Raw genomic sequence first — 21341 nt, 5'->3', positions numbered from 1 at the left:
GGGTTCGGCCCCGGGGTGGTGCGACGAAGGGGGTGTGCGCCGCACCACCCCGGGGCCACGCCCGCCTCCAGCAGCAGGCGGTCCTTGAGGTGAGGGTCGTCCCGGCCCAATGAAAAGGCCGGGACGACCCTCGCGCCGGTGACCCCCCTCGCCAACGGGGCCACCGGGGTTCGCCGGCCATCCACCCGACATGGACGACCAGCCGAACAGGCCGGCGCCTCGGCATGGGCGTGCGGCCGGCAGCGGTGAGCAAGACGCCGGTTGGAGCTGCGGCGTTACTCTTCCGCCTCCCCCAGGGTCGGAGAGGGGGGTGGTGTCCGGTGACGGCCTGTCCGGCGGAACCCAGGCCGCCACCGGCGGTTCTAGGGGGTGTTCACGCCGCCGGTATCTGGCGGCGCAGGATGAGGCGGGCGGGCAGCGTACCGACCTCCGGCTGGGGTCTTATGGCCCGTACCGTGGTGTGCGCGCGTAGGACTGCAACCATCACAGCGACGTCCTGACCGACGCAGGCGGCCGCCGTGTCCGTGGGCTCGGCGGTCTGCGACGCGACATTGAGGGCGACCTCGGCCCAGACGCACTTGCCGTCCGGCCCGAGGTCGTCCACCCCAAATCGGTCGGTGTAGGTGATGACGAGGGTGAGGCCCCGTCCGCTGATGGCGTCTTTGTCCACGTCCCGAGGCTCGGGCCGCACCGTACTCGGGTCCGCGACCTCCACCCGCAGTCCGCCAGCGGGCAGCAGCGACAGGCCGGCGGTCAGCGTTACATCCGGGCAGTCGCCCCCGCAGGCGTGCACGATGGCGTTGCCACAGAGTTCGGACAGCACCAGCGGCACGTCGGCCACCTGCTCCTCGTCCGGGTCCAGGCCCAGCCCAGCCAGGGCCTTCCGCGCCCAGCGGCGAACGTCGCGGACACGTTCCCGCTCTGCGGGGAAGGTGAACTTGATGGTGCGTGGTCTCGGCTCCATGGGGGACGCCTTCGCTCGCTCGGGGTGCCGCTGATCGTGGCGGCCGACCCTCAGTGAACGACCGTCTGTGCCATGCAGGACAGGAAAAAGCCCAGGGTTTCCGCTCGCGAGGAACCGGAAAATCTGCTTCGGGTTTCGCCGGAGCGGCAGCGTCGCAGGTGACAGCGGCGCTACGGTGAGTACATGGGGGAGAACCTTCTACTGCGGCAGCGGATGGCCGAGCAAGGACTGCAGCAGGTCGACCTGGCCAAGCTGATGAACGACCACGTCGCCGCGCGCACAGATACGTTGGGCTCGTTCAGCGAACGGACGGTCCACAACCTGGTGACCGGAAAAACCCGCTCGCCCCAGGCGAAGACCCGCGCCGCGTTAGAGGCAATATTCGGGTGCACGAGCGAAGAGCTCGGCTTCACACCCCACCCGGGCGCTAAGCGCCCCGACCCGCCGGAGGCCCCCGTGCTCCGCCGTCGATTCCTCTCCATCGCACCTGCCGCCGCAGCAGCGGCGGGCATCCCCGGGCTGTCCTCACGGCCCAGCGCCGTCAGCACCTCCGACGTCGAACGACTCAGGGCCGGCCTTCGGACGCTCGCCGAACTGGACCACCAACGCGGCGGCCACCAAGAGCTGGAACGCGCTGCGCTGGCCGGCGCCGAAGCCGCAGCCCAGCTCCAGGAACGCCCGGCCAGCCAGCGAGTACGCAGCGCGCTGTACGCAGTCGCCGCCGACTACACCGCCACCGCCGCATGGTCGTGCGTGGACGCCCGCCGGTTCGACCAGGCTCAGCCGTATCTGGACCGGGCGCTGGCTCTGGCTGGGCTGTCCGGCGACAGCACCGCGCAGCTGCGGCTGTGGAACGCGACCGCGCTAATGGCCTACCAGCAGCGCCGGTACCCGCTTGCCCTGGCCGCTGCTCAGGCCGCTCAGTCGTGCGGCATCGTCAGGCGCGACCCGTTCTTCGCCGCGCTCGCCCACATGCGGGTCGCGGTCGGCCACGCCGCCCTCCACGACCGGCAGGCAGCCCTGCGCTCTCTCGGGCACGCGAACGACGCCCTCTCCCGCGCCGCTGGCGACGCACCCCGCCCATCCTGGGCAGCGTTCTTCGGCAGCCCGGAGCTGGACGGCCTGAGCGGGATCATCCACGAACACCTCGGCGAATATGCCCAGGCTGAGAGCGCGTGCCATCGCTCACTGGCCGGCACACCGACCCGCTTCCGACGAAACATCGCGATGGTGACCGCCAGGATGGCACTCGCGCAGCTCCACCAGCGCGAGATCGAACCGGCTTGTGCAACGGCCATTCAAGCCCATGCCTTGATGGGGAACGATCCGCTACCAGGTCGGCTGCGCTCCCTGCTCGGCGACTTCCACCGTGGCTTGATCAAAGTGGCGCCCGACTCCCGCGAGACGCTGGAATGGAGAGAGACCATCCGCGCCATCGAGGAGAGCCACCAATCGTGATAGAGATCCGCCGCTTCGAACAGGGCAGCCTGCCCGCGGGCCTGCGCCAAGTGCTGCTGGACGTCCACGCCGAGGCGTACTACGACCGACGCAACGAGGAGTTCGTGCAGAAGTTCCCGTGGTTCGTTGACCACTGGAGTGAGAAGGCCGGGTTCGTCTGCGTAGTGGCCTACGACGGAGACGAGCCGATCGGCTTCTCCTACGGTGCCCCGCTCGCCGAAGGCCGGGAGTGGTGGCGCGGCCACATGCCCACGCCCGAGCGGACCGCGACCTTCGGCGTGTCCGAATTGATGTTGCGCCCCGCCTGGCGGAAGCAAGGCATCTCGCCAAGGCTCCACCAAGCGCTGCTGGCCGACCGGACCGAAGCGATGACCGTCCTGACCGTCGACACCGTACGGCCCAGGCTCCAGGCGCTGTACGAGTCCTGGGGATACCGCAAGGTCGGCGAGAACCGTCCTTTCATTGACTCCCCGCTCTACGCCGTGATGGTCTGCGACCTGCTGGCCGCGGGCTGATCCAAGATCACGACCCTGGGGGTGCCCACAAGTCGGCCGCCCCCAGGCAGCAACGCGCGGCTACGAGCCACGACGCAGGTAAGACCGCGACGGACAATACGAGTTGGTGACCACCGAGATGATGACCATGCGCGCACCGGCCTCCTGGATGCCGCTGCGCAGGCAACGGCGCATCGGCGCACGCCCTCGCCCCGGCGGCTCTTCCGTGCTCGGAGCGCGCGGAGCGGCTTTCGAGCCCGTCCGGTGAGGCCGTTCCCGCTGGCTCTACGCGATGAGGCCCATGCGGCGGTGGCCGAACAGATCCTCGGGCTCGTACACCGTCATGAGCGCGCCGTCCGCGCGGTCGGGACTGGAGACCCCTCGGGCCTTCATGCTCTTCTTCGACTCGATGACGACGGCGCCGTTGCTGTTGGTGGTCATGTTCGGCGAGGAGAGCTGGACGGCGCAGGCGTGGTCGACGCGCAGGCGCAGCTTGGCGTTGCCGGTGGCGGGGTCGGGCTGGAGAAGGCTGCGGCCCGCGATCCACATCTCGTCGCGCTTGCGGTGGGGGCGCATCAGCTGCGCGGGGTCTTCGCGGTCCGGGTCAATGGACTCGGAGACCATGACGCCGACGATCTCGGCTTCGTGGCGGCCTTCTTCGCCCCAGCGTTGGAGCATGCTGGTGACGCCGTGTCCGAGGCCGTTGCGGTCGACCTTGACGCGCACCGGGGCGCGGGAGCGGAGCGCGGCGGCGAGGCGCTGCGCCCTCAGGATCTCTTCGAGGACGCGTTCGGCGACGTCGACCTGGTTGGTGTTGATCTGGCCGCTGGAGGCGTGGCGGTGCTCGAGGGTGTCGCCGACCGCGCGGTAGATGGTGCACTCGTCGCCGCCGTCCGCGGCGACGTCGACGCCGAGACGTACCCAGGAGCCGTAGCGGACGGTGTGGGTGGCGGTTTCGCCGACCAGGCCGAGGTCGACGGGGCGGACCCAGTCGGGGCCTTCGGGGTCGTCGGTGTCCTGGGCGGCTTCGATCCAGGACAGCGGGATCGCCTTGTTCGCGCCGCCCCGGGGGAAGCGCGCGTAGACCTTGGCCTGGACGTAGGGGTGGTCTTCGCCGTACTCGCGGACCGTGCGGTCGACCCAGTCGTTGTTCGGGAGGTGTTCGGCGAGGGAGTGGCGGGCGCCGCCGGGTGGGCAGTCCTGGCAGTAGGGGACGCGTTCCAGGGTGATGGCTGGGGAGTCGAGGACCCGGATCGGGATCGTGGTGGTGGTCGGCTCCTCGGGGTCGTCGCCTTCCTCGCAGAGCAGCTCGAACCAGCTCCGCGGGTCGTCGGCCGGCGGGTTGCCGATGGCGAGCATCCTCGCGTCGCCCGTCAAGAGGTTGTTGGTGCCGTTACCGATCGTGCGGGCGATGCCGCCGGCCTCATCCACCACGATGAGCAGCTTCGGTGTGCCGTGGATGCCCTGCATCGCGGCTTCGTCGTTCTCAGGCGCCGTAAAGCCGTAGGCCACCACCACGGCGTTGCCCCAGCTGTCCGGGATCTTCCACTGGGTGGTGTCGCACCAGCCGGGGAGGGCACCGCGGGCGACGACCTTGCGGATATGCGGCCAGAGCTGGTTCCGGACCTGTCGGAACCTCGTGGCGGTGGTGACGATGACGGCGCTGCCGGGCGGGTTGACACAGCCCATCCACGCGACGAGGCGGCCGGCGAGCCAGGTCTTACCGACGCCGAACCCGGCGGGGACGGCGGTGCGCTTGTGGCGGGCGACGGCGTCGAGGACGGCGCGCTGCTTGGACCAGATCGTCTCGCCGAGGACGTCTTCGACGAAGGCCGATGGGCTGTCGTGCCAGAGGCCGTACAGGGTGCCCTGCTCGCGCCGGACTTCACGGACGACGTAGCCGAGTTCGCGCGCGGTAAGGGTCTTGACGGTGGTGCGGCGGGCCGTGATGGGGGCGTCCAGGAGGAGGCCGGCGATGTTCGCGGCGTCGCGGGAGCGTACGCCCTGGCTGGTAGTGCGGGCCGTTTCCGCGAGCACGGTGGCGGTGGCAGTGGGCGGCGGCGCGGCGGTGGTCGACATGGCGGGCACTGTTGCCGCCGACTGCGGCTTGCGTCCCTGCCCGGGGGGCTTCGGCGTGCTGCTTACCGTTGCCTCGGCGGCGCTGTCCGGGCGCGGCCTGGCTGTTGCGCTGCTGCTCCCGGACCGGTGTGCGGTGGCCCAGGAGCAGCAGGGGTGAGGGAGTGGAGTGATCCTCACACCGTGGTGTACGAGCGGGGGGCGGGAAGTGTTACACCTGGTCGGTGGTCTTCCCGGCGCGCTGTGCTTCGTCGTGGCGGGCGCGGGCCTGCTCGATGAGCAGGCGGTAGGTCTGCAGGTCGGTGAGCGCTTTATCGACGGGCAGCTGGGCGATGCCGTGCTCGTGGGCGATGCGGGCGCGGGTGGGGCCGTTGACGGGCGGCTCCGGGGCGTCCTGGCCGGCGGCGTGGTGCTGGCCGAGGGCGGCGGTCCACACCTCGTCCCACTGCTCACGGGTGTAGCCGAGCGCGCGGGGCATTGAGCGGATGCGGCCGCCGCCGTAGGCCCACAGCGACAGCGCGGCCTGGTGGCGCAGCTGGGTGTACTCGGTGATCTCCTGCTGGGCGGTGCGGGCGATCTCGGCGGCGCGGCGGGCGCGGTCGGCAGGGGCGAGGCCGTCGAGTTCGGCGGCGACCAGGCGGACGGCTTCCTGGTGGGCGGCTTCGGCGTCGGCCTGCTTGGCTTCGTCGGCTGCTCGCTTCGTTCGTTCCCCGACCGTGCCGGTGGCGCTCATCCCGACTTCCGCGACGATGGCCTCGTGGCCCATCGAGTACGGGGGGCGGCTGAGCACGAGGATCGCGGCGTCGCGGAACTTCACGGCTTCGTCGCGGCGGGCCTGGGCCCGCACGGTGAGCACGCCGTACTTCGCGACCTCGTTGAGCGCCTTGTCGACGGGGAGTTCGGCGATGCCGGCGGTCCGGGCGGCTTCGACGCGGTCGGGGCCGGCCTTCGGGGTGGGTGGCGGGGTGGCGGCGCCGGTGATCTTCCAGCCGAACGCACTGGCCTGGATGCGGCTCCACTGCATGCGGGTGCAGCCCATGCTCTGCTCCAGGCCCCGGGTGCGGTGCCCCTCGTACGCCCAGAGGGACAGCGCGGCGCGGTCCCGCCGCTTCTTGTTCTTCGGGATGTCGGTGTCGGCCTGGTCGATGATGGCGACGGCGCGACGGGCTCGCGTCAGGGGGTCGGCGATTGCGCCGAGGTCGGCTGCGGCGGCGTCGGCGGCGTCCTTGCGGGCCTGCTCGAAGTCGGGGCGCTCGGGGTAGACGAACGGGACCTTGGTCATGGTGGTGGGAGCTCCTGCACAGTCACGGTGGAGTGTGCGGCTGGGGCATCCCCATCACCGACCCGTTAACTGTAACACCAGCAATGATGCCCCTGGCTGGTGTCGCGGGCCTGCCGGGCGGGCTGTCAGATCGGGCAGTCGGCGAGGGCCTTCATGAGCGCTGCGCGCTGCGCGTCGGTGACCCCGAGCTCCCAGCGGGCCTTCGTGCGGGCGTAGCCGGCCGCGTAGGCGCACTCGGCGGCCTTGCCGCCCGAGGGCTTCCACTGATCGGGGCCGCGGCTGCCCTTGCCCCGGTTGACGGCGGGCAGGGTGGGGACCAGGTTGTCGTCGTCGTTGCTGAACTGGTGGCGCCACTGCTCGGTCCAGGTGTTCGCGCCGGACGCCCACGCGTCCTGGAGGGCGACTCGGTGGTCGACGTCGATGTGCTCGACGCCGGTGACGACGCTGGTGCCGCTGTAGGGGTCGGTGAGGCGGCCGGACAGGACGATCGTGCACTCGGCGGGGCGCTGCGGGGCGGTGACCTGCTCGGTGAGGGTGCGCAGCAGAGCGGCTTGGCGGGCGTTGCAGCCGTCGCCGTCGAGGTCTTCCCAGGTGCCGAACAGGTCGCGGTCGTAGCCGGGGGCGGGGGCGGTGACGGCGGCGGGGAGGGCGGCGACGAGTCGCTGGTCGTCGGTGAGGGGCGCGGCCGGCGGGGAGGTGATAGCGCAGGTGGCGGTGATGGCGAGCGCGGCGGCGGCGCGGGCGGCAAGGCGGGTGGCGGGCAGCGGGGGCTCCTCGGGTCGGTGGCGGACAGTTCTACGTGCGCGGCGGCCGCGTACGGTCGGCGCCGCCGGGCAGGAGATGGGCCGTCACGGCGACGGGCCAGAACACGATCAGGATCGCGAGCAGCAGCAACGTCGGGACGGGCCGGAAGTCGACGGCGAGCGCCAGGGCGGGCGTCCGGCGGACGGCCCCGGGCGCGGCCAGCGTCAGCAGCACGATGCCGATCCCCCACGCGGCCGTCATCGCGGCCGCTGCATCATCCACCTCAACTCACCTTTCCCGGTGCCTGGTTCGACGTTCCGCGCCCGAGGGATGGCCAGCCGGTGCTGAGCGTAGCGGCGCTGTTCCGGGCGGGTGGGCAGGCGCAGTCGGCGTACGGTTCCCCGCAGCCGGGGCAGAGCTGGTGGCGGGGGCACTCGCCGTCCGGGTGGGCGGCGCGGATGCACGGCAGGACGCTCACCGGGCGGCCCTGGCGGTGAGGACGACCGGCACGCCGAGGGTGCGGGAGGTGCCGTCCGTCTCCAGGGTGCGCAGTTCCCCGGTGGGGTACCGCACGGGGACGTGGGCGGGGTCGGTGGGTCGGCGGACCTTCCAGCCGGCGGCGTACGAGGCGGCGGGGTTCGCCTCGAACCACATGTTGCAGGCCTGGCAGGCCGTGACGAGGTTCGTCGGGTGGTTGATCGCGGGGTCGCTGCTGCCGCCCATGGCCCGGTTGGTGCGGTGCTGGATGGTCAGGGTGTTGCCGGTGCCGCACCGTACGCACTGGTGGCCATCCCGGGCGTAGACCAGGGTGCGGACGGCCGGGGTGGGGCCGGTGTTGCGGGGGCGGGTGCGCAGCGCGGTCACGAGGGTGGGGGCTCCGTTCACCTCGGGCGCGGGCGGCCCGAGGTGACGGGGAGAGTGCAGGCCGGCGGCGTCTTGTGTCACCCGCTGGTCGGCCAGCCGTGTACGTCGACGTTGACGACCTCGGGGTTCTCGGTGGTCTGGGTGTGCTTGGCGGGGTCGAGGTGGTCGTGCCAGAGCTCGGGGTAGTCGTTGAGCCAGCCGGTGAGGGTGTGCTGTTCGTCGGAGAGGTCGTGCTGTTCGTCGTCGTAGAACTCGATCAGCTCGATCGGGACTTCGTCGAGGGGCAGGTCCAGGGCGTAGACGGTCGTCTCGATCACGGTCAGGCCGAGGGTGAGCGGCGCGGTGCCGGGGGCCTGGGCGGGCTTCGGCGCGGCGGCGGTCGGCGTCACGGTGGGGGTGGGGGTGGGCATGGTCAAGGGGGCTCCCTGCTGGTCGGTGTCCGTGCAGGGGAGCAGTCCGGGGGCGCTTGCGTCTCGGCCGGCGGCCGCTGGCCGAGACGTTGGGGGCGGGCGCGTTGCTGCGCCCCGGCGGATGGGCCGGGGCGCAGCGGGGTGGCGGTTCGGGTCGCCGTCCGGAGCGGGGCTATGTCCGGTCTTCGGTGGTGAACTTGCCGCAGGCGACGGTGAGTTCCTCGTATTCGGGCTGGAGAACCCCGGCGTCGATGTGCTCGGCCCGGTGCTGGGAGCAGCGGGTGCAGATCACTCGGTCGGGGCGGGTGAACGGGCGGAAGCCCGATGTGCAGCTCGTGCGGTGGCCGGGGGTGTTGTCGTCGTCGGGGCGGCCGGTGTGCTCGCTCTTCCAGTGCAGGCACTCGGCGCACAGCGGCTTGTCGGTGTCGGTGGGGGTGGCGGTGTGCTCCTGGGCGTCCGGGCCGGCGCCGGTGGTGTAGCGGACGGCGCAGTTACGCAGCAGGACCGCCTGGCCGCCGGCGTCGAGACTGTCGGCGAGGAAGCGGCGCAGCCGCATCGCGGACACCTCCGTCGTGGCGGTGGCACTGGGGATGCCGGGGGTGATCGCGTAGGCGGTGCACCCGGTGTGCTGGGCGATGGTGTCGTAGGTGATCACGTCGAGCAGGTTCATGGTGGTGTCCAGGGGTTAGTACGAGGCGACGGTCACGCCGTTGACGATCAGGGTCATGGGGAGTTCGTCGCCGGGCTGGGTGAGCAGCGCGCTGTCCGCTTCGTCGGTGTGGATGGAGATGGTGAAGGTGCCGTCCGGGTCGATGAAGGCCGCCGTGCCGACGCCGCCGACGCGCAGGACGGGGATGCCGCCCGGTTCGCCGTTGGCGGGCACGAACTCGGCGTCGTCCTGGTAGTGCTGGTGGCGGTGTTCGTCTTCGGGGGTGAAGTCGTCGCAGGCGTCGACGACGGCGTGCAGCGGCTCGTGTTCCTTGCGCCAGCAGCCGCAGGTCCCGCACTCCTGCATGTCCTCGCTGCTCCAGTCGGGGGCGGGCGCGGTGCTGGTGATCTGGTGGCCGCCGTCGCTGGTCGGGTCGATGCGGGCTTCGATGCCGAGCGCGCGCAGTACGTCGACGGCGGTCTGAAGGCCGGCGGGCGGCTGCGTGGTGGGCGTGGTCATGGTTATTCCTTCGCGGCTGGTCAGCGGGTGATGGCGGCGGCGAGGCGGGCGCCTCGGTGGGCGCGGGCGGCCGTGTGGGCGAGGACGGTGGAGGAACCGGCCGTCGCCCAGCCGCACGAGCAGGTCACCGTGACGTGGCCGGTGGTGCTGCTGACCGTGGTGGTGTCGTGCTCGTGGAGGGCCAGGAGGAGGTGCCCGAGGAACGTCACCTCGACGGGCGCGTCCGCCTCGCCGGTGGTGGCGATGAGCCCCCGTTCCAGGAGCACCGCCGTCTGCTTCGGCCCGATGATGGTGGCCCGCAGGGCGATGCGCGGGCGGCCGAAGCGGTCGACTCGGCAGCCCGTCTCGCTGCTGTCGATGATCTGCCGCAGGTCGGCGGCGGCGTTGGCGGAGCGGCGGAGCGGCGCGGCCGGTTCGATCGCGGCGGTCAGAGCGGGCGCGCCCTTCCGGTCGAGGCGGCTCAGGGCGATCCTGCCGTTGCTGTACAGCTCGATGCCGAAGTTCCAGTAGGCGGCCTGGACGACCAGGCCGCGGGCGGCGGGTTCGGTCAGCGGCTTGCTCTGCGGTCGCTGGGCGGGGCCGTGGCGGGTGATGGTCTCGCGGAACGCGGCGGCCGGCTGCGGCTGCTGGGTGCTGGCCGTGCAGGAGCAGGCGCAGGGGCAACGGTCGCAGGTGGGGCAGGATGGGGCGTCGTCGCAGCAGCAGATGCACAGGCCGGTGCGGTCGCACACGCAGGAGGTGGGCGGTTCGCCTTCCGGCCGGTCGAGGCAGGCGAGCAGCGCGGCGGCCCCGCTGATGCTGCGCTCGGTGAAGCTCAGGTCGTAGCGGCCGTCCGGGCGGACGGTCAGGTCGGCGGCGGGATGGTCGTCAAACTGCCGCAGCTCGTACGCCCCGGGGGCCAGGTAGCGGACACTGTCGGGGTCCGGGTTGCCGTCGCGCCCGTCGTCGTGGTGCTGGTGCTCGGTGTCCTCGAAGTAGACGGCGCACAGGCGGTCGGCGGTGGCCGCGTCGACGCCGATGACGTCGACCCCCGCGTCCCAGCCGGCCTGCACGGCGACCGTGCCGCTGTGCTCGCCGCTGTCCCACGTCGCGACGGTGCAGGTGGTGATGGTGGAACGGGTGGGGTCGATGGTGAGGCCGGGGCGGCAGGTGGTGAGCAGCGCGAGGGCTTCGTCACCGGCGGCGCGCAGTGCGGCGTTCAGGCGGGCGTCGGGCGCTGCCGGGGTGGTGGTCATCGGGTGTGCTCCGGAGCGTGGTGGACGGCGACGACGTGCACGTCGGCGGCGGTGAAGTTGCGGGGGTTGGCGATGATCACCGGGAGGTCGGCGAGGGTGGAGTAGCCGGGGGTGATGCGGGAGCGCTGTTCGTGGAGCTGCGGGTCGTCGCCGATCCGGTAGATGACCCGGACCTTGTAGGGCTCGCCCTTGGCGTGGGTGTCGGCCAGCGTGGTGGTCGCGGCGTCGATGACGTGGGTGTTCACGGTGGTGGTCTTTCTGCTGTGCGGGCCGGGCGCCCGGCCCGGGGGCGGGGTCGCCTCGTCGGCGGGCCGGGGCGTCGGCATGGGTGTACGGGGGCACGGGTGGTTGCGTCGCGCCCCTCGGGGCCGGTGCTGCGCCCTGCCTGGGGTGGGCGGGGCGCAGCACCGGCGCGGGGGTCAGAGGGCGGCGGTTTCCTCTTCGGTGAGGTACCAGCCGTTGGTCATGTAGTGGCTCTGGGAGGCCGGGCTGCGGAAGTCGATCGGGTCGAGCGGGAGCACGCAGACCAGTCGTTCGAGATTGGCGAGGGTGAGCGCCTGCCCGGGGTACGGGAGGATCAGGACCGGCTCGTGGGCGGGCCACGGGTCGCAGGCGTTCCACGGGTAGCCGCTGGTGAGGACGACGGTGCCTTCGGGGCCCTTCACCTCGTCGAGGCAGCACACGCCGCAGCCGCACGTCGGGTCGTATGGGCCGGGGAGGGCGACGTAGGCGCCGCCGGAGAAGTAGTCGGCGACCGGCATGCGGCCGCCGCCGGCGGGCTGGAACGCGGAGACGATCAGGTCACCGGCTTTGACCTGGTCGGCGCGGACGACGCGCAGCAGTTCGCTGGTGAGGGCGGGCTGGGCGAGCAGGTACTCGGTGGTCTTGGCGACGATGACCGGGTGGAAGTCGACGTGGTGGGTGCTCACGGTGATGGGTCCTCAGCGGTGGGAGGGTGCCCCGCTTGGGGCGGGGCACCCGGGGCGGGGCTGGCTCAGTTCTTCGTCGCGAGCGGGCCGTAGACGGCCGGGTGCTCGGGGATGTCCCATCCGTGCGGCTGGAAGTCGCGCAGGATCGGGTTGAGCCAGTCGGGCCGGTTGTAGGGATGGCGGCTGAGGAGGTCGAGGTAGACGAGTTCGCCGGCGGCGTCGAGGCCGACCAGATGGGCGGTGAGCTTGTAGTCCTTGCCGGGCTGTCCGTCGTAGGTGAGGGCGAGCCTGAGCGGGTTGACCGGGCCGTCCGAGGTGGTGGAGAGGCCGAACTCGCTGACGTCGATCAGCAGCTTGTAGGTCTGGGATGTGGCCTTGGGCGTGGGCATTCGGGTGTCCTTTCGGTGGTGTGGGGTGCTCTCCCCAACGAGCATAACTGTATCATTGACAATGATTATTTGCCTAGGTCTCGACCCCGCCCCCGCTCTGAGGTGCGGGGCGCAGCCGGCGGCCGCGATCACCTGAGGTCGAAGGTCAGATCGGGATCAGTGTCTTCGTCGTCCTCGATCGGCGCGACGCCGACCAGCGCCCCCAGAGCGTCCCGCAGGGGCTGGAAGTCGCTGAGGTTGATGGTCAGCCAGGCGGAGCCGCCGCCGCACCGGAACCGGATCTTCGAGCGGTCGTAGGCAAGCCTGCCGGCCGGGCCGCCCACCCGTTCCGCCGGGATGTCGACCTCCGTCACCGGCACGCCGGCGACCTCGATGCCCTTCAACGCGTCGCGCATGGCGGCCTTCACGTCGTCGAGGTAGTACGCCTCCAGCTTCTCGTTGACGAAGTAGCGCAAGCGGCGCAGCTCCGGGACGGGAAGCCGCTCCAGGCCGAAGGCGCTGAGGCCCGCGCCGGCCGGGCCGGGGTCGTCGGTCACGCAGAGGGGGCATCCGTCCTGCTCGGGCTGGTGGTACTCCAGCACGCGGGCGGCGATGTGGGAGCGGACGGCTTCGGGTGCGCGGCGCGCGGCCGCCATAGCCTGCTGCGCCCACGCGTGGGGCTGGAGTTCCTCATACGGCCCGGAGTCGAGGACGTGGAAGCGGACGAGCGGTTCGGTGTCGCTGTGCGTGTGGTTTCGCCAGTGGATCGGCGACCCATTGACGAACACCCGGACGTTCGTCTCGCCCGCGTCGTCGTCCTGGTCGAAGACGATATCGATGCGCGGGACCGCCGAGGGGTCCGGGCCGGGGTTGGCGGTGCGGGGGCCGGCCGGGGCCAGGCATTCGACCAGGGCGGCGAGTTCGGACGGCAGCAGGCGCGCGGCCAGGCTGGCGAGGTCGGACGGCAGGGCGTTGGACATGGCGTGGTCCTCGGGGTGATGGGTAGTCAGAACAACGGGTTGTCGGGCGTCGGGGTCGGGCGGGGCTTGGGCGGGGCGGCGGCCGGCCGGGGCGGGACGGACGCGCCGAACAGGGCCTCGGTACCGAAGTCGTCGGCGACGGCGGGCACCGGGCGGTCGGCGGCCGGCGCGGTGAACAGCGGCGGCGCGACGTCGGCGTCGAAGTCGGCGGGCTGCATGCGCGTCCAGTCCGGCACGGGCGGTCTCCTTCGGCTCAGCGGGTGTGGGCGGTGCAGGGGCATCGGCCGGGGGCGGTGCGCTGCTCGTGCACCGCGATGCGGGCCCGGGGTGTGGTCACGCGGTCGGCCGGGCCGCCGACGCGCCACAGGCCGGGGCCGGCGGCGGGGAGGGTGAGGACGGCGCCGTGGAGGTAGTGGCGGCGGCCGGCCCACCGGCTGCTGACGGTCTTGCTGGTGGCGATCAGCATCAGGCCGTTGTCGTGGTACTCGACGACCGCGCCGGGCTGGATCTCGTTGGCCGGGGTCATGGTGGGTGCCCTTTCGCTGGGGTGTTCGGTGCTCTCCGAACGGGGCGGCGCAGGGTGGAGGGTGCTGCGCCGCGGGGCGTTGTGTCGCGCCCCTCGGGGCCTGGGGCTGCGGGCCCGGGCCCCGAGGGGTGGGTCAGCAGTCGGCGGCGGGCGGGTAGTCGTCGGGGCCGGGGGCCTGGTCGGCGGCGTAGAGGTGGCGGACGATCGCGGCCGCCTTGGCGAAAGTGGGGGCGTTGACGCCGTAGGACTCGAAGCCCTGGTGTTCGAGGGTGACGGTCAGGGCGTCGCTGGCGGTGACGCAGAGCGGTTCGGGGAGGACACGGACGACGGCCATGGCGCCGGCGGCGTCGACGTGGATGGCGACGCGCATGGGCTGGTCGGCGAGCGGGGTGGGGGTGATGAGCAGGGCGATGGTGAGCAGGCGCAGCAGCACGAGGGGGTTCTCCCGGGGCGGGGCGGGGCCGGGTGGTGTCCGGCCCTGGGGCGACGGTCGGCGGTCGGTATGGGCTAGGCGGCGAGGGCGTGTGCGGGGCGCAGCGGGCCGCCGGCGATCCGGTCGAAGGCGTTGATCGCGTCGCGGTTCTGGCGGTTCTTCGCGGGCCGGTAGATGGCCAGGAGGGCGTCTGCCTGGTTGGGGGTGTAGAGGGTGACGTCCTGGGGGCGGGGGCCCTTGGGGGTGTTGATGGTGCGGGTGAGGATGCCGGCGGAGGGCAGGCCGTGCTGGTTGGCCTTGCGGGTGGCGGCGCCGTTGTAGCGGTGGGCGTGGTCGGGGTGCATGCCGCGTGCGATGAGGTGGGTGGAGAGGGAGCGCACGGGGTTGGTGGTGACGGCCTTGATGGCGCGTCGGATTTCGCGCAGGTGGCGCAGCCGGCGGCGAAGGCGGGTCTTGCGGGTGGGTTCGGGCGTGGTGGTGCTGCGCATCGGGGGTGTCCTTTCGGTGGCGGCGGGTGCTCTCCCGCCGGGGCTGGTGGTGCTCGGTCGGTGTGGTTCCCACCGTAGGGCCCAGCCGCCATAACTGCAACACAAACAATGAATCTCATTGATTTTGCTCGCATGTCTTGCGCTGATCATTTTCATTGTTACAGTTATGGCCATTGGCGGGGCAGCACCCGCCGGACCGAAAGGACACCCATGCCCACGACGCAGCAGACCACCGGCCGCACCCTCGAACGCGCCGTCAGCGAGGCCCGTGCCCACCTCGACTACGCGGTCACGCAGCTGATCCTCGACCGCTTCCCCGGCGGCATCGTCAACCCGTACGAGGGCCCGATCGCCGGCCGCGTCTGCCTCCAGTGGGAGGGCCCCGGCCGCTCCCTGGAGACCGTCATCACCAACGGCCACGACGTGTGGATCAGTGCCCTCCTGCCCGAGCAGGACGCCGACACCCTGGTGAACGGGGCGCTCGACCCCGACCCCCGGCGCTACGAGAGCCCCAGCAGCCCAAACGGCCGCACCGGCAGCATCACCGACTCCTACTCCGGCCACATCCACTTCGTGTGCCACGAGGACGGCACCCCCGCCGCCCACCACGTTCTCCGGCTCGGCGACGGCACCGCTCGCGTCAGCCTCGACCGCGTACCGCTGGACCGCACGCTGCTTGCGCTCACCACCCTGCACGCCTGGCTCGCACCGACCAGGCTGCCCGCCACCACCGGCTGACCAACCCCGCTGCGCCCTGGGGCGGCATCCAGCCCCGGGGCGCAATCCCCGACCCGCCGGGGCAGCGCCCGGCGCCACCGGAAGGACACCCAATGCCCGACCAGCTCCACCCCGCGACCGCTCAAATCCTGGCCGCCCAGCACGCCGCCGGCCTTCCGGCCTCCGTGGCACCGGCGGACGGTGGCGGCGACCAGATCTTCGTATCGGGCCCCGGCATCACGTACGCGCTGATCGGCTGCGACGAGGTTCTCCCCGCCAAGGGGGAGAAGCTGGAAGCCCTGCACTGCCAGCTGTACGCGCCCAACGAGGAAGACGATGTCGTGGTCGTCTTCCACCGCTGCACCGACCCGGCATGCGGACTGCCCGAGTGCGGGGAGAGCGCGTCGCTGGACCCGGCGCCCCTGGCGGCCGCGCTGGCCGACGCCCTCAACGCCCGGCGGCCGGCCTTCATCCCGAACGGCTCCGGCTACTTCGATCACGACGGCATCCGGTACAGCGCCGCCTTCAACCCGGCCGAACACGAGGTCACGATCCTGCGGGACGTACGCGGCGGTGTCTCGGGTCCGTTCGGCGACCACCCGGCCGCCACGCTCGCGGACGCCGAGAACGTGCTGAACCAGCTCGGGTACGCGCCGGCCACGGAGTGGGCGGGGCCGACCGTCAACGGCGACCTCTACTGCTACCTGCTGCGCCTGCCCGCGTAGGTCCGCTCTACCGGCTGCTGCCGCTCGCGCTGGCCGCAGCCGGGTTCGCCGTACCGCGAACCGCCTCGCGCGTGCGCGTGCGCGCGTTGGGGCGGTCGCAAAAGTCGCAAAAAGCACACGTTCTTCACATCTGATGGGCATCGGGGCAGGCCCCGGCGCCCGCCGAAAGGTGGTACATCCGCATGGCCGTGAACCTGACCAAGCAAGGCCCGCTCATCTGGCAGCACGAGGGCTGCTGCGACCACTGGTCCGCGCTCATCCACCACGGCGGCGCGCCGATGTTCGAGGAGGAGAGCTTGATCGCCGCCGGCGAGGCCCTGTGCCTTGGCGGCTGCGGCCGCGTCTACCCCACCTTCGCCGAGCACGCCGCAGCGCAGGCCGACCCCGACGCCCCCGCGCACTCCGCGCCGATCATGCCCGGTGCCCCCCGCAAGCTGACTCCCATCTCCGCCGCCTAGGTCGGCGCCTGCGCCGGGGACGGCCCGTCGACCGCCAGCCGGCCGTCCCCCCGCAGGCTCACGGCCCCTCGCGCACCCGCGCGCTGGGGCGTTCCCAAGTACTGCTGATCCCCGCTTCTGGCGGGGTTTTGGAGGCCGCATGTTCCCCAATCATGTCGTTGTGGGTGGTTCCGTCGTCAGGCCGGGTGTCCGGTCCGCGACGCGGCTGTTGGAGGAGAAGGGGGAGTTCCTACGGTGGGAGGGGGGCGGCCGGCCGGGCTTCCTCGCCGAACCGGTGAAGGCGGGGACCGGGGTGGAGGGCGCCACGGTGCGGGTCTCGTGGTTCCGGCCGACGACCCTGGAGGACAACCCGTCCGTGGTCGCCGCCGAGCGGCTGGCGATGACGGAGCAGCTGCGACGGTTCCTGGTGGTGAACCGGTACGCGGTGCGCTACGCCCCGGACCGGTCGACGCTGCTGCTGCTCAGCCCGGTGGAGCAGCGGGTGGAAGGCGGGAAGGCCCAGCACCGGGAGACGGGGGTGATCACGGCGGCGGACCGCAGCGTCCTGCCGGTGCCGGTGCCGATTCTGGGCCGTTGGAACTTCGGCGTATGGATCATGGGTGAGGCCAGCATGGGGGGCTTCGTGCTGGCGGAGCACGTCGCGGAGGCTGTGGAGTTGGCCGGGCGCCGGCGCATCCCGGTGGTGATGGGGGGCGACGGTTCGCTGTGGTTCGGGGAGCGGGAGGTGTACCGGCGCCAGGCCGGCGGGCCGGAGGCGGAGCGGTGGACGCCGTACGCGGTGCCGAACGAGTTCCTGGAGTTGCGGCGGGAGCACGAAGGCGTGGCCCGGCAGTGCGCGCGTGCGCTGGTGTCGAGCCGGGGGGCGCGGTGGCGGGCGGTGGTCACCCTGCCCGGCGGGGGCGTGGAGGCCGACCAGGTGCTGGACCGGAGGTGGGCGGCCTTGGAGGTGGAGGGGCTGCTGTCGTTCGACTTCGCCCGGGTGGAGGTGAACGGGGCCGGCGCGGTGCGGTCGTGGCGCCTCGGGGGTGGCCTGGTCACGTGGACGCCGGAGGAGTAACTCCCATCACGGCGTGGGGTGTTGTGACGTACAACACCCTGTTCAATTAATCATTGTCGATGTTACAGTTATGAGCGTCGGGGAGAGCACCCCGGCGCCCCGCCGAAAGGACACCCGCACCATGATCGTGAGCTTGATCAAGCCGAATGCCCCGTTCTACCGGGTCGAAGCGCCCTTCGACCTGGTCGACCTCGTCCGTGCCACGTCGGCCGCCCTCGGGCCCGCGTGGGTCGCCAGCGAGCAGCACGGCGCCGCCTACCTCGCCCACCCCTCCGGCATCCGGGTGCGCATCGAGGGCAGCCACGAGGAGGAACACGACTCCGGCATGATGAACATCGACGTCGACGCTGGCGGCAAGCCGACCGGCGAGTGGCTGCTCCGGCGCTTCGAGCCGAACGAGGACGAGGACCCGGTGGTCCTGTGGACGCCGGTGGACACGGCCAGCCAGGAGCTCGCGGAGATCGCCCGCACCGCGCTGGCGAGCGCCACCCGGGCCGTGAGCCTGCCCGGCGCGTTCGCCGAGTGGCTGAGCGGCACCGGCGCGATCCTTGGTGACGACGACGTGGACCCGATGTGCAAGGCGCTGCGCTTGGCGTACGAGAGCAGCGAGGAGGTCACCCGGGGCCGGGCCCGGTCGGTGGTCGTCACCGGGAGCGCGACCGTGATGCGCATGATCGCCGAGTACGCGACCAACTTCCTCAACATCGCCGGGGGCGGGGAGGCGTCGCGGGCCGAGGTCGTCGGTGCGGGCAAGGCCCTCGACCGGGCCCGGGCCGCACTGGACAGCCTCGCCAACGAGCCCTACCACGACCCGACCAGGACGACGTCCGGCAAGCCGGAACGGGCGCTGCCCGGGGTCGTGGGTCGGCTCGGACAGCCGGAGCCCGCCTTCCCGCCGCCGGCCGAGACGGACCCGATCCCCGCCGGGAGCACCGTCTACGACTCCATGCCGGGCCGTCAGCTCAGCCCGAACGCACTGTGGCCTGTCCCCGCTGAGCTGCCCTTCGGCGACTTCCTCATCGAGGTGCGCAACGGCCTGCGCTGGGAGCAGCCGGCCGCCGACGAGCCTCAGATGCTCTCCCGGGGCCTGGTGCTGCGCATCGTGCGCGAGCAGATGAGGCAGCAACCGTTCACCCGGGCTGCGGTGACCGAGACCGGGGCCGTGTACGTCTCCACCGGGGCGCTGGCCGCGCGCTACCTGCCGCTGCATCCGTACCGGCCCGGCGACGGCCGTCCGGCCGGGCCGGAGGAAGCCACCGCCGTGGCCTACCTCGTGGACCACCCGCACCCCCGGGTGGACGGGCGCGTGCTGCGGTCCGGTGCCTGGCTCGCCGCCGAGCTGCGCACCGTGATCGGCAAGTTCGGCAGCGCGGCCGCGCTGGAGCCGGACGGCTCGATCCGCTTGACGTTCCCGTACGGGCACGGCGCCGTCGAACCGCGCCCGGCACTCCTGGCGACGCCCGCCGACGCGGACGGCCACACGCCGTGCGAGCGCTGCGGCCTGTGGGCCCGCGAACACCACGTCAGCTGCTCCCACAACTGCGGCGACTTCCTCCCCGCCAACTGACCGTCCGTCGACCGCTCGGGGTGCCCCGCCCGTTCGGGGCACCCCGAATCACCTGATCCTGAAAGGCCCCGCTGATGTACCGCGCCAAGGGCTTCGTGCCAGCCCGCTACGTCCTGACCTGCCAGATGGGCGTGATCGTCACCGATCATCCGAAGGAGTGCGACCGGCTGGGCGGGCAGGTCCTTGTCGTTCCCGACGCCACCGTGACCCATGTCGGGGCGGGGTGGCAGTGCTGGTCCGATGGCGTCACCACCTCGGGCCTGTGGGCTGGTGTCCGCCCGCTGTCCCGTCTCGCGCCGCCCGCCGTCGCCGGCCGGGTGCACGGCAGCGAGTTCCTCGCCGAGGCGTACCTGACCAAGGGGTGGACGTACACGCCGGCCCCGGCGGAGGCCCCGCCCGTCGACGGCCTGCGGGCCGCTCTGCTGCACGACGGCGCGCACCGTGAGCTCGTTCGCGCTGTCCGGGTCCACGACGAGGACGTTGCGGACGACGCGGAGAACTGCGACCGGTACTGGTCGAGCGTCGACGAGTACGTGTACGGCGGCGGCCACACCTTGTACGTGGCCACCGCCGGCGCCCGCCGAGTCGACGAGGACGACGTCCGCCTGGAAACGAGCAGCCTCGTGTTCCCCGGCGCCGGTGAGGCTGTCGAGTGGGCGCGGGAGGAAGCCCGCTACCTCGTCGGCTGAGCAGCGTCGACACGAACCCGCCGTGGGGAGAGCACCCCCGGCCACCGAGAGGACACCTCCGATGAACTGTGCCGTCCTGCTGCGGAGCCCGGGCTCCGCCGTGCTGCACCTGCCCTCCCCCGGACAGGGCCCCACCCGGTCCTTGTGCGGGCGTACCGCGCTCGGCGCGGCCGCGGCGCTCGGCACCCGGGATGCCGTGTGCCGCCGCTGCCCGAAGGCCCGCGCCGCCGGCGCGGTGCTGCTCGCCTTGGCCGACCGCACCATGATCCAGACGTCCGGCGGCAAGGACAGCCTGGCCGCCGCGATCGTCGTCATGAACGCGGCCCGGCAGACCGGCACCGTCGACCAGGTGATGATGGTTCACGCCGACCTCGGGGAGGCCGAATGGCCGGGAACCCGTGAGCTGGTCGAGCGGCACGCCGCGTTCTTCGGCGTCCCGCTAACCGTCCGCGCCCGGGCCGGCGGCTTCATCGGCATGGTCGAGGCGCGCGGCATGTTCCCCGACGCCAAGCGGCGCCTGTGCACCTCATCGCTCAAGCGCGACGTCCTGGCCGTGGTGTTTACCGAGGTGACCGTTGCCCTCGGGGACCTCGGCCGGCCCGCGCTGCTGCTGACGGTGATGGGCTTCCGGGCCGAGGAGTCGCCGGCCCGCGCGAAGCGGGAAGTGCTGTCGATCGACCGGCGCGCGAGTAACGGCAAGCGGATCGTACTCCAGTGGAACCCGGTGCACGCGTACGACACGGCGAGCGTGTGGCGCAGCATCGCGGCGGCCGGCGCCGAGTACCACCCCGCGTACGACATGGGCAATCGAAGGTTGTCGTGCACCTTCTGCATCTTGGCCGGGTTCGAGGACCTGGTACGTGCCGCCCGGCTGCGCCTGACGCTGGCCGCCCGGTACGTCGCCCTGGAGGCAGCCGTGCAGCACCAGTTCAAGCCGGACGTGTCGATGGCCGAGGTGTACGCGGAGGCCGTACGACGCGGCCCGCTGACCGACTGGCGCATCGGCGACGTCCTCACCCGGTACGTCGGTCCGGCCGCCGCCGACGCCTACCGCCTCTGGTACGGCCTCGCTGCCTGACCACCCCCGCTTCGACGGCCGACCGGGCGCCGCCTGGCCGGCCGTCTCCCCCTACTGAGAGAAGGACCCTTGATCATGGCCCGTACCGCTCTGCAAATCACGCGAGCTGTCGTTCGTCTCCTCGGTGACGGCTGGACCGGTGTAGCTACCGGTTCCGCCGCCCGCGCCGGGCTTGAAGGCCCGGACGGGCTGTGTCTGGACGGCGAGATCCGCTCCAGCGCCAGCAGCCGCGGCAGCATCAGGTTCGAGGCCCGGTCGAGCTTCGAACAGGCCACCAGCCCCTACATCGGAACGACCCGCGCTGTGGACGACGTCGAGGGCATCGCCGAGTGGATTCGCAGCCGTGCGCTCCCCGACTGGCAGGAGCGCACGGCCCGAACCGGCCGGGCGGTGGGCGCGCTCGCCTTCGTCACGGCCGAGGTCACGCGGCTGTTCCCCGACGCCACGGTCAGCTCGGGAGCCCGCCCCGGCATAGCCAGCATCAGGTGGTCGGGCGGGGCCGCGCACCTGCGCGGTCGCGGTGACGGCACCGTGGACTTCGCCAAGATCGTGCTTGACGAGGTCGACGGGTGGGCTGGCCTGCGGGTGCTCGCGGCGCTGGGCTCCGGCCAGACGCCCTCGACGGACTCCG

The 21341-nt window shown here is 72.1% G+C and carries 28 protein-coding genes; 10 read left to right on the top strand and 18 right to left on the bottom strand.

The window, feature by feature from the left end; all coding sequences use genetic code 11:
* Positions 1-373: 373 nt before the first annotated feature.
* On the bottom strand, positions 374-964 hold the full coding sequence (locus ABT015_RS23570) for an ATP-binding protein (protein ID WP_350882149.1): 591 nt from the start codon (positions 962-964) through the stop codon (positions 374-376).
* 183 nt (positions 965-1147) lie between these two features.
* Here ABT015_RS23570 and ABT015_RS23565 point away from each other — a divergent pair, with 183 nt between their 5' ends.
* A complete protein-coding gene (locus ABT015_RS23565) occupies positions 1148-2422 on the top strand; it encodes an NsdA family TPR-like regulatory protein (protein WP_350882147.1) in 1275 nt (424 codons plus the stop codon).
* Complete coding sequence (locus ABT015_RS23560; RefSeq protein WP_350882145.1) at positions 2377-2937, top strand: GNAT family N-acetyltransferase; 561 nt, start codon at positions 2377-2379, stop codon at positions 2935-2937. The genes ABT015_RS23565 and ABT015_RS23560 overlap by 46 nt, the downstream gene beginning before the upstream one ends.
* A 264-nt stretch (positions 2938-3201) precedes the next feature.
* On the opposite strand, the gene ABT015_RS23555 is transcribed toward ABT015_RS23560, so the two are convergent.
* The 17 genes from ABT015_RS23555 to ABT015_RS23475 form a co-directional block, all read right to left on the bottom strand.
* Positions 3202-4995, bottom strand: a complete 1794-nt coding sequence (locus ABT015_RS23555) for a hypothetical protein (protein ID WP_350882143.1) — start codon at positions 4993-4995, stop codon at positions 3202-3204.
* A gap of 208 nt (positions 4996-5203) precedes the next feature.
* Positions 5204-6274, bottom strand: a complete 1071-nt coding sequence (locus tag ABT015_RS23550) for a hypothetical protein (protein ID WP_350882141.1) — start codon at positions 6272-6274, stop codon at positions 5204-5206.
* Positions 6275-6399: 125 nt separating this feature from the next.
* The gene (locus ABT015_RS23545) at positions 6400-6819 is read right to left on the bottom strand and encodes a GmrSD restriction endonuclease domain-containing protein (protein ID WP_350882329.1); all 420 of its coding nucleotides are present in this window, start codon (positions 6817-6819) and stop codon (positions 6400-6402) included.
* A 250-nt stretch (positions 6820-7069) separates the two neighbouring features.
* On the bottom strand, positions 7070-7300 hold the full coding sequence (locus tag ABT015_RS23540) for a hypothetical protein (RefSeq protein ID WP_350882139.1): 231 nt from the start codon (positions 7298-7300) through the stop codon (positions 7070-7072).
* Between the two features lie 192 nt (positions 7301-7492).
* The gene (locus tag ABT015_RS23535; protein ID WP_350882137.1) at positions 7493-7882 is read right to left on the bottom strand and encodes an HNH endonuclease; all 390 of its coding nucleotides are present in this window, start codon (positions 7880-7882) and stop codon (positions 7493-7495) included.
* A 77-nt stretch (positions 7883-7959) separates the two neighbouring features.
* Entirely contained in the window at positions 7960-8292 is a 333-nt protein-coding gene (locus tag ABT015_RS23530; RefSeq protein WP_350882135.1) for a hypothetical protein, read from the bottom strand.
* A gap of 172 nt (positions 8293-8464) precedes the next feature.
* Positions 8465-8962, bottom strand: a complete 498-nt coding sequence (locus tag ABT015_RS23525) for a hypothetical protein (RefSeq protein ID WP_350882133.1) — start codon at positions 8960-8962, stop codon at positions 8465-8467.
* A 15-nt stretch (positions 8963-8977) separates the two neighbouring features.
* Positions 8978-9460 (bottom strand): hypothetical protein, encoded by a 483-nt coding sequence (locus tag ABT015_RS23520; RefSeq protein WP_350882131.1) that lies wholly within the window; start codon positions 9458-9460, stop codon positions 8978-8980.
* Between the two features lie 20 nt (positions 9461-9480).
* Positions 9481-10695 carry a hypothetical protein gene (locus tag ABT015_RS23515; RefSeq protein WP_350882129.1) on the bottom strand — a complete coding sequence of 405 codons (1215 nt, stop codon included), beginning with the start codon at positions 10693-10695 and terminating at the stop codon, positions 9481-9483.
* Positions 10692-11021, bottom strand: a complete 330-nt coding sequence (locus ABT015_RS23510; protein ID WP_350882127.1) for a hypothetical protein — start codon at positions 11019-11021, stop codon at positions 10692-10694. Before ABT015_RS23510 ends, ABT015_RS23515 begins: the two co-directional genes overlap by 4 nt.
* A gap of 93 nt (positions 11022-11114) precedes the next feature.
* Positions 11115-11624, bottom strand: a complete 510-nt coding sequence (locus ABT015_RS23505; RefSeq protein WP_350882125.1) for a hypothetical protein — start codon at positions 11622-11624, stop codon at positions 11115-11117.
* A 65-nt stretch (positions 11625-11689) separates the two neighbouring features.
* The gene (locus ABT015_RS23500) at positions 11690-12013 is read right to left on the bottom strand and encodes a hypothetical protein (RefSeq protein WP_350882123.1); all 324 of its coding nucleotides are present in this window, start codon (positions 12011-12013) and stop codon (positions 11690-11692) included.
* Positions 12014-12141: 128 nt separating this feature from the next.
* A complete protein-coding gene (locus ABT015_RS23495) occupies positions 12142-12972 on the bottom strand; it encodes a hypothetical protein (protein ID WP_350882121.1) in 831 nt (276 codons plus the stop codon).
* Between the two features lie 26 nt (positions 12973-12998).
* Positions 12999-13208, bottom strand: coding sequence for a hypothetical protein (locus ABT015_RS23490; protein WP_350882120.1), 210 nt, complete (start codon positions 13206-13208; stop codon positions 12999-13001).
* Positions 13209-13225: 17 nt separating this feature from the next.
* Positions 13226-13498, bottom strand: coding sequence for a hypothetical protein (locus ABT015_RS23485; protein ID WP_350882119.1), 273 nt, complete (start codon positions 13496-13498; stop codon positions 13226-13228).
* A 133-nt stretch (positions 13499-13631) separates the two neighbouring features.
* Entirely contained in the window at positions 13632-13931 is a 300-nt protein-coding gene (locus ABT015_RS23480) for a hypothetical protein (RefSeq protein WP_350882117.1), read from the bottom strand.
* Between the two features lie 74 nt (positions 13932-14005).
* Entirely contained in the window at positions 14006-14419 is a 414-nt protein-coding gene (locus ABT015_RS23475; RefSeq protein WP_350882115.1) for a hypothetical protein, read from the bottom strand.
* A 210-nt stretch (positions 14420-14629) separates the two neighbouring features.
* Between ABT015_RS23475 and ABT015_RS23470 the strand changes: the two genes are divergently transcribed.
* The 8 genes from ABT015_RS23470 to ABT015_RS23435 all read left to right on the top strand — a co-directional run.
* Positions 14630-15157 carry a hypothetical protein gene (locus tag ABT015_RS23470; protein ID WP_350882113.1) on the top strand — a complete coding sequence of 176 codons (528 nt, stop codon included), beginning with the start codon at positions 14630-14632 and terminating at the stop codon, positions 15155-15157.
* A gap of 92 nt (positions 15158-15249) precedes the next feature.
* Positions 15250-15861, top strand: coding sequence for a hypothetical protein (locus ABT015_RS23465; protein ID WP_350882111.1), 612 nt, complete (start codon positions 15250-15252; stop codon positions 15859-15861).
* 182 nt (positions 15862-16043) lie between these two features.
* Positions 16044-16319 (top strand): hypothetical protein, encoded by a 276-nt coding sequence (locus ABT015_RS23460; RefSeq protein WP_350882109.1) that lies wholly within the window; start codon positions 16044-16046, stop codon positions 16317-16319.
* 160 nt (positions 16320-16479) lie between these two features.
* Positions 16480-17376: a hypothetical protein gene (locus ABT015_RS23455; protein ID WP_350882107.1), complete on the top strand. Its 897-nt coding sequence runs from the start codon at positions 16480-16482 to the stop codon at positions 17374-17376.
* Between the two features lie 121 nt (positions 17377-17497).
* Entirely contained in the window at positions 17498-18943 is a 1446-nt protein-coding gene (locus tag ABT015_RS23450) for a hypothetical protein (protein WP_350882105.1), read from the top strand.
* A 74-nt stretch (positions 18944-19017) separates the two neighbouring features.
* Positions 19018-19632: a hypothetical protein gene (locus tag ABT015_RS23445; RefSeq protein WP_350882103.1), complete on the top strand. Its 615-nt coding sequence runs from the start codon at positions 19018-19020 to the stop codon at positions 19630-19632.
* Between the two features lie 61 nt (positions 19633-19693).
* Positions 19694-20710, top strand: coding sequence for a phosphoadenosine phosphosulfate reductase domain-containing protein (locus ABT015_RS23440; RefSeq protein ID WP_350882101.1), 1017 nt, complete (start codon positions 19694-19696; stop codon positions 20708-20710).
* 75 nt (positions 20711-20785) lie between these two features.
* On the top strand, positions 20786-21341 hold a 556-nt coding region (locus ABT015_RS23435; protein ID WP_350882099.1), incomplete at its 3' end, for a hypothetical protein.

Source organism: Kitasatospora sp. NPDC094016, from assembly GCF_040304045.1.
Taxonomy (GTDB): domain Bacteria; phylum Actinomycetota; class Actinomycetes; order Streptomycetales; family Streptomycetaceae; genus Kitasatospora.
The sequence above is the reverse complement of the archived record's forward strand: the minus strand, read 5'-3'. Positions and strand labels throughout refer to the sequence as shown.

Excerpts from the sequence above, each read along its gene's own strand:
- ABT015_RS23570 (WP_350882149.1), bottom strand. The coding sequence starts at position 964 with ATGGAGCCGAGACCACGCACCATCAAGTTCACCTTCCCCGCAGAGCGG.
- ABT015_RS23530 (WP_350882135.1), bottom strand. The coding sequence starts at position 8,292 with ATGCCCACCCCCACCCCCACCGTGACGCCGACCGCCGCCGCGCCGAAG.
- ABT015_RS23560 (WP_350882145.1), top strand. The coding sequence starts at position 2,377 with ATGGAGAGAGACCATCCGCGCCATCGAGGAGAGCCACCAATCGTGATA.
- ABT015_RS23510 (WP_350882127.1), bottom strand. The coding sequence starts at position 11,021 with ATGCCGACGCCCCGGCCCGCCGACGAGGCGACCCCGCCCCCGGGCCGG.
- ABT015_RS23550 (WP_350882141.1), bottom strand. The coding sequence starts at position 6,274 with ATGACCAAGGTCCCGTTCGTCTACCCCGAGCGCCCCGACTTCGAGCAG.
- ABT015_RS23515 (WP_350882129.1), bottom strand. The coding sequence starts at position 10,695 with ATGACCACCACCCCGGCAGCGCCCGACGCCCGCCTGAACGCCGCACTG.
- ABT015_RS23460 (WP_350882109.1), top strand. The coding sequence starts at position 16,044 with ATGGCCGTGAACCTGACCAAGCAAGGCCCGCTCATCTGGCAGCACGAG.
- ABT015_RS23525 (WP_350882133.1), bottom strand. The coding sequence starts at position 8,962 with ATGAACCTGCTCGACGTGATCACCTACGACACCATCGCCCAGCACACC.
- ABT015_RS23465 (WP_350882111.1), top strand. The coding sequence starts at position 15,250 with ATGCCCGACCAGCTCCACCCCGCGACCGCTCAAATCCTGGCCGCCCAG.
- ABT015_RS23475 (WP_350882115.1), bottom strand. The coding sequence starts at position 14,419 with ATGCGCAGCACCACCACGCCCGAACCCACCCGCAAGACCCGCCTTCGC.
- ABT015_RS23565 (WP_350882147.1), top strand. The coding sequence starts at position 1,148 with ATGGGGGAGAACCTTCTACTGCGGCAGCGGATGGCCGAGCAAGGACTG.
- ABT015_RS23555 (WP_350882143.1), bottom strand. The coding sequence starts at position 4,995 with ATGTCGACCACCGCCGCGCCGCCGCCCACTGCCACCGCCACCGTGCTC.
- ABT015_RS23495 (WP_350882121.1), bottom strand. The coding sequence starts at position 12,972 with ATGTCCAACGCCCTGCCGTCCGACCTCGCCAGCCTGGCCGCGCGCCTG.
- ABT015_RS23500 (WP_350882123.1), bottom strand. The coding sequence starts at position 12,013 with ATGCCCACGCCCAAGGCCACATCCCAGACCTACAAGCTGCTGATCGAC.
- ABT015_RS23450 (WP_350882105.1), top strand. The coding sequence starts at position 17,498 with ATGATCGTGAGCTTGATCAAGCCGAATGCCCCGTTCTACCGGGTCGAA.
- ABT015_RS23445 (WP_350882103.1), top strand. The coding sequence starts at position 19,018 with ATGTACCGCGCCAAGGGCTTCGTGCCAGCCCGCTACGTCCTGACCTGC.
- ABT015_RS23470 (WP_350882113.1), top strand. The coding sequence starts at position 14,630 with ATGCCCACGACGCAGCAGACCACCGGCCGCACCCTCGAACGCGCCGTC.
- ABT015_RS23485 (WP_350882119.1), bottom strand. The coding sequence starts at position 13,498 with ATGACCCCGGCCAACGAGATCCAGCCCGGCGCGGTCGTCGAGTACCAC.
- ABT015_RS23520 (WP_350882131.1), bottom strand. The coding sequence starts at position 9,460 with ATGACCACGCCCACCACGCAGCCGCCCGCCGGCCTTCAGACCGCCGTC.
- ABT015_RS23440 (WP_350882101.1), top strand. The coding sequence starts at position 19,694 with ATGAACTGTGCCGTCCTGCTGCGGAGCCCGGGCTCCGCCGTGCTGCAC.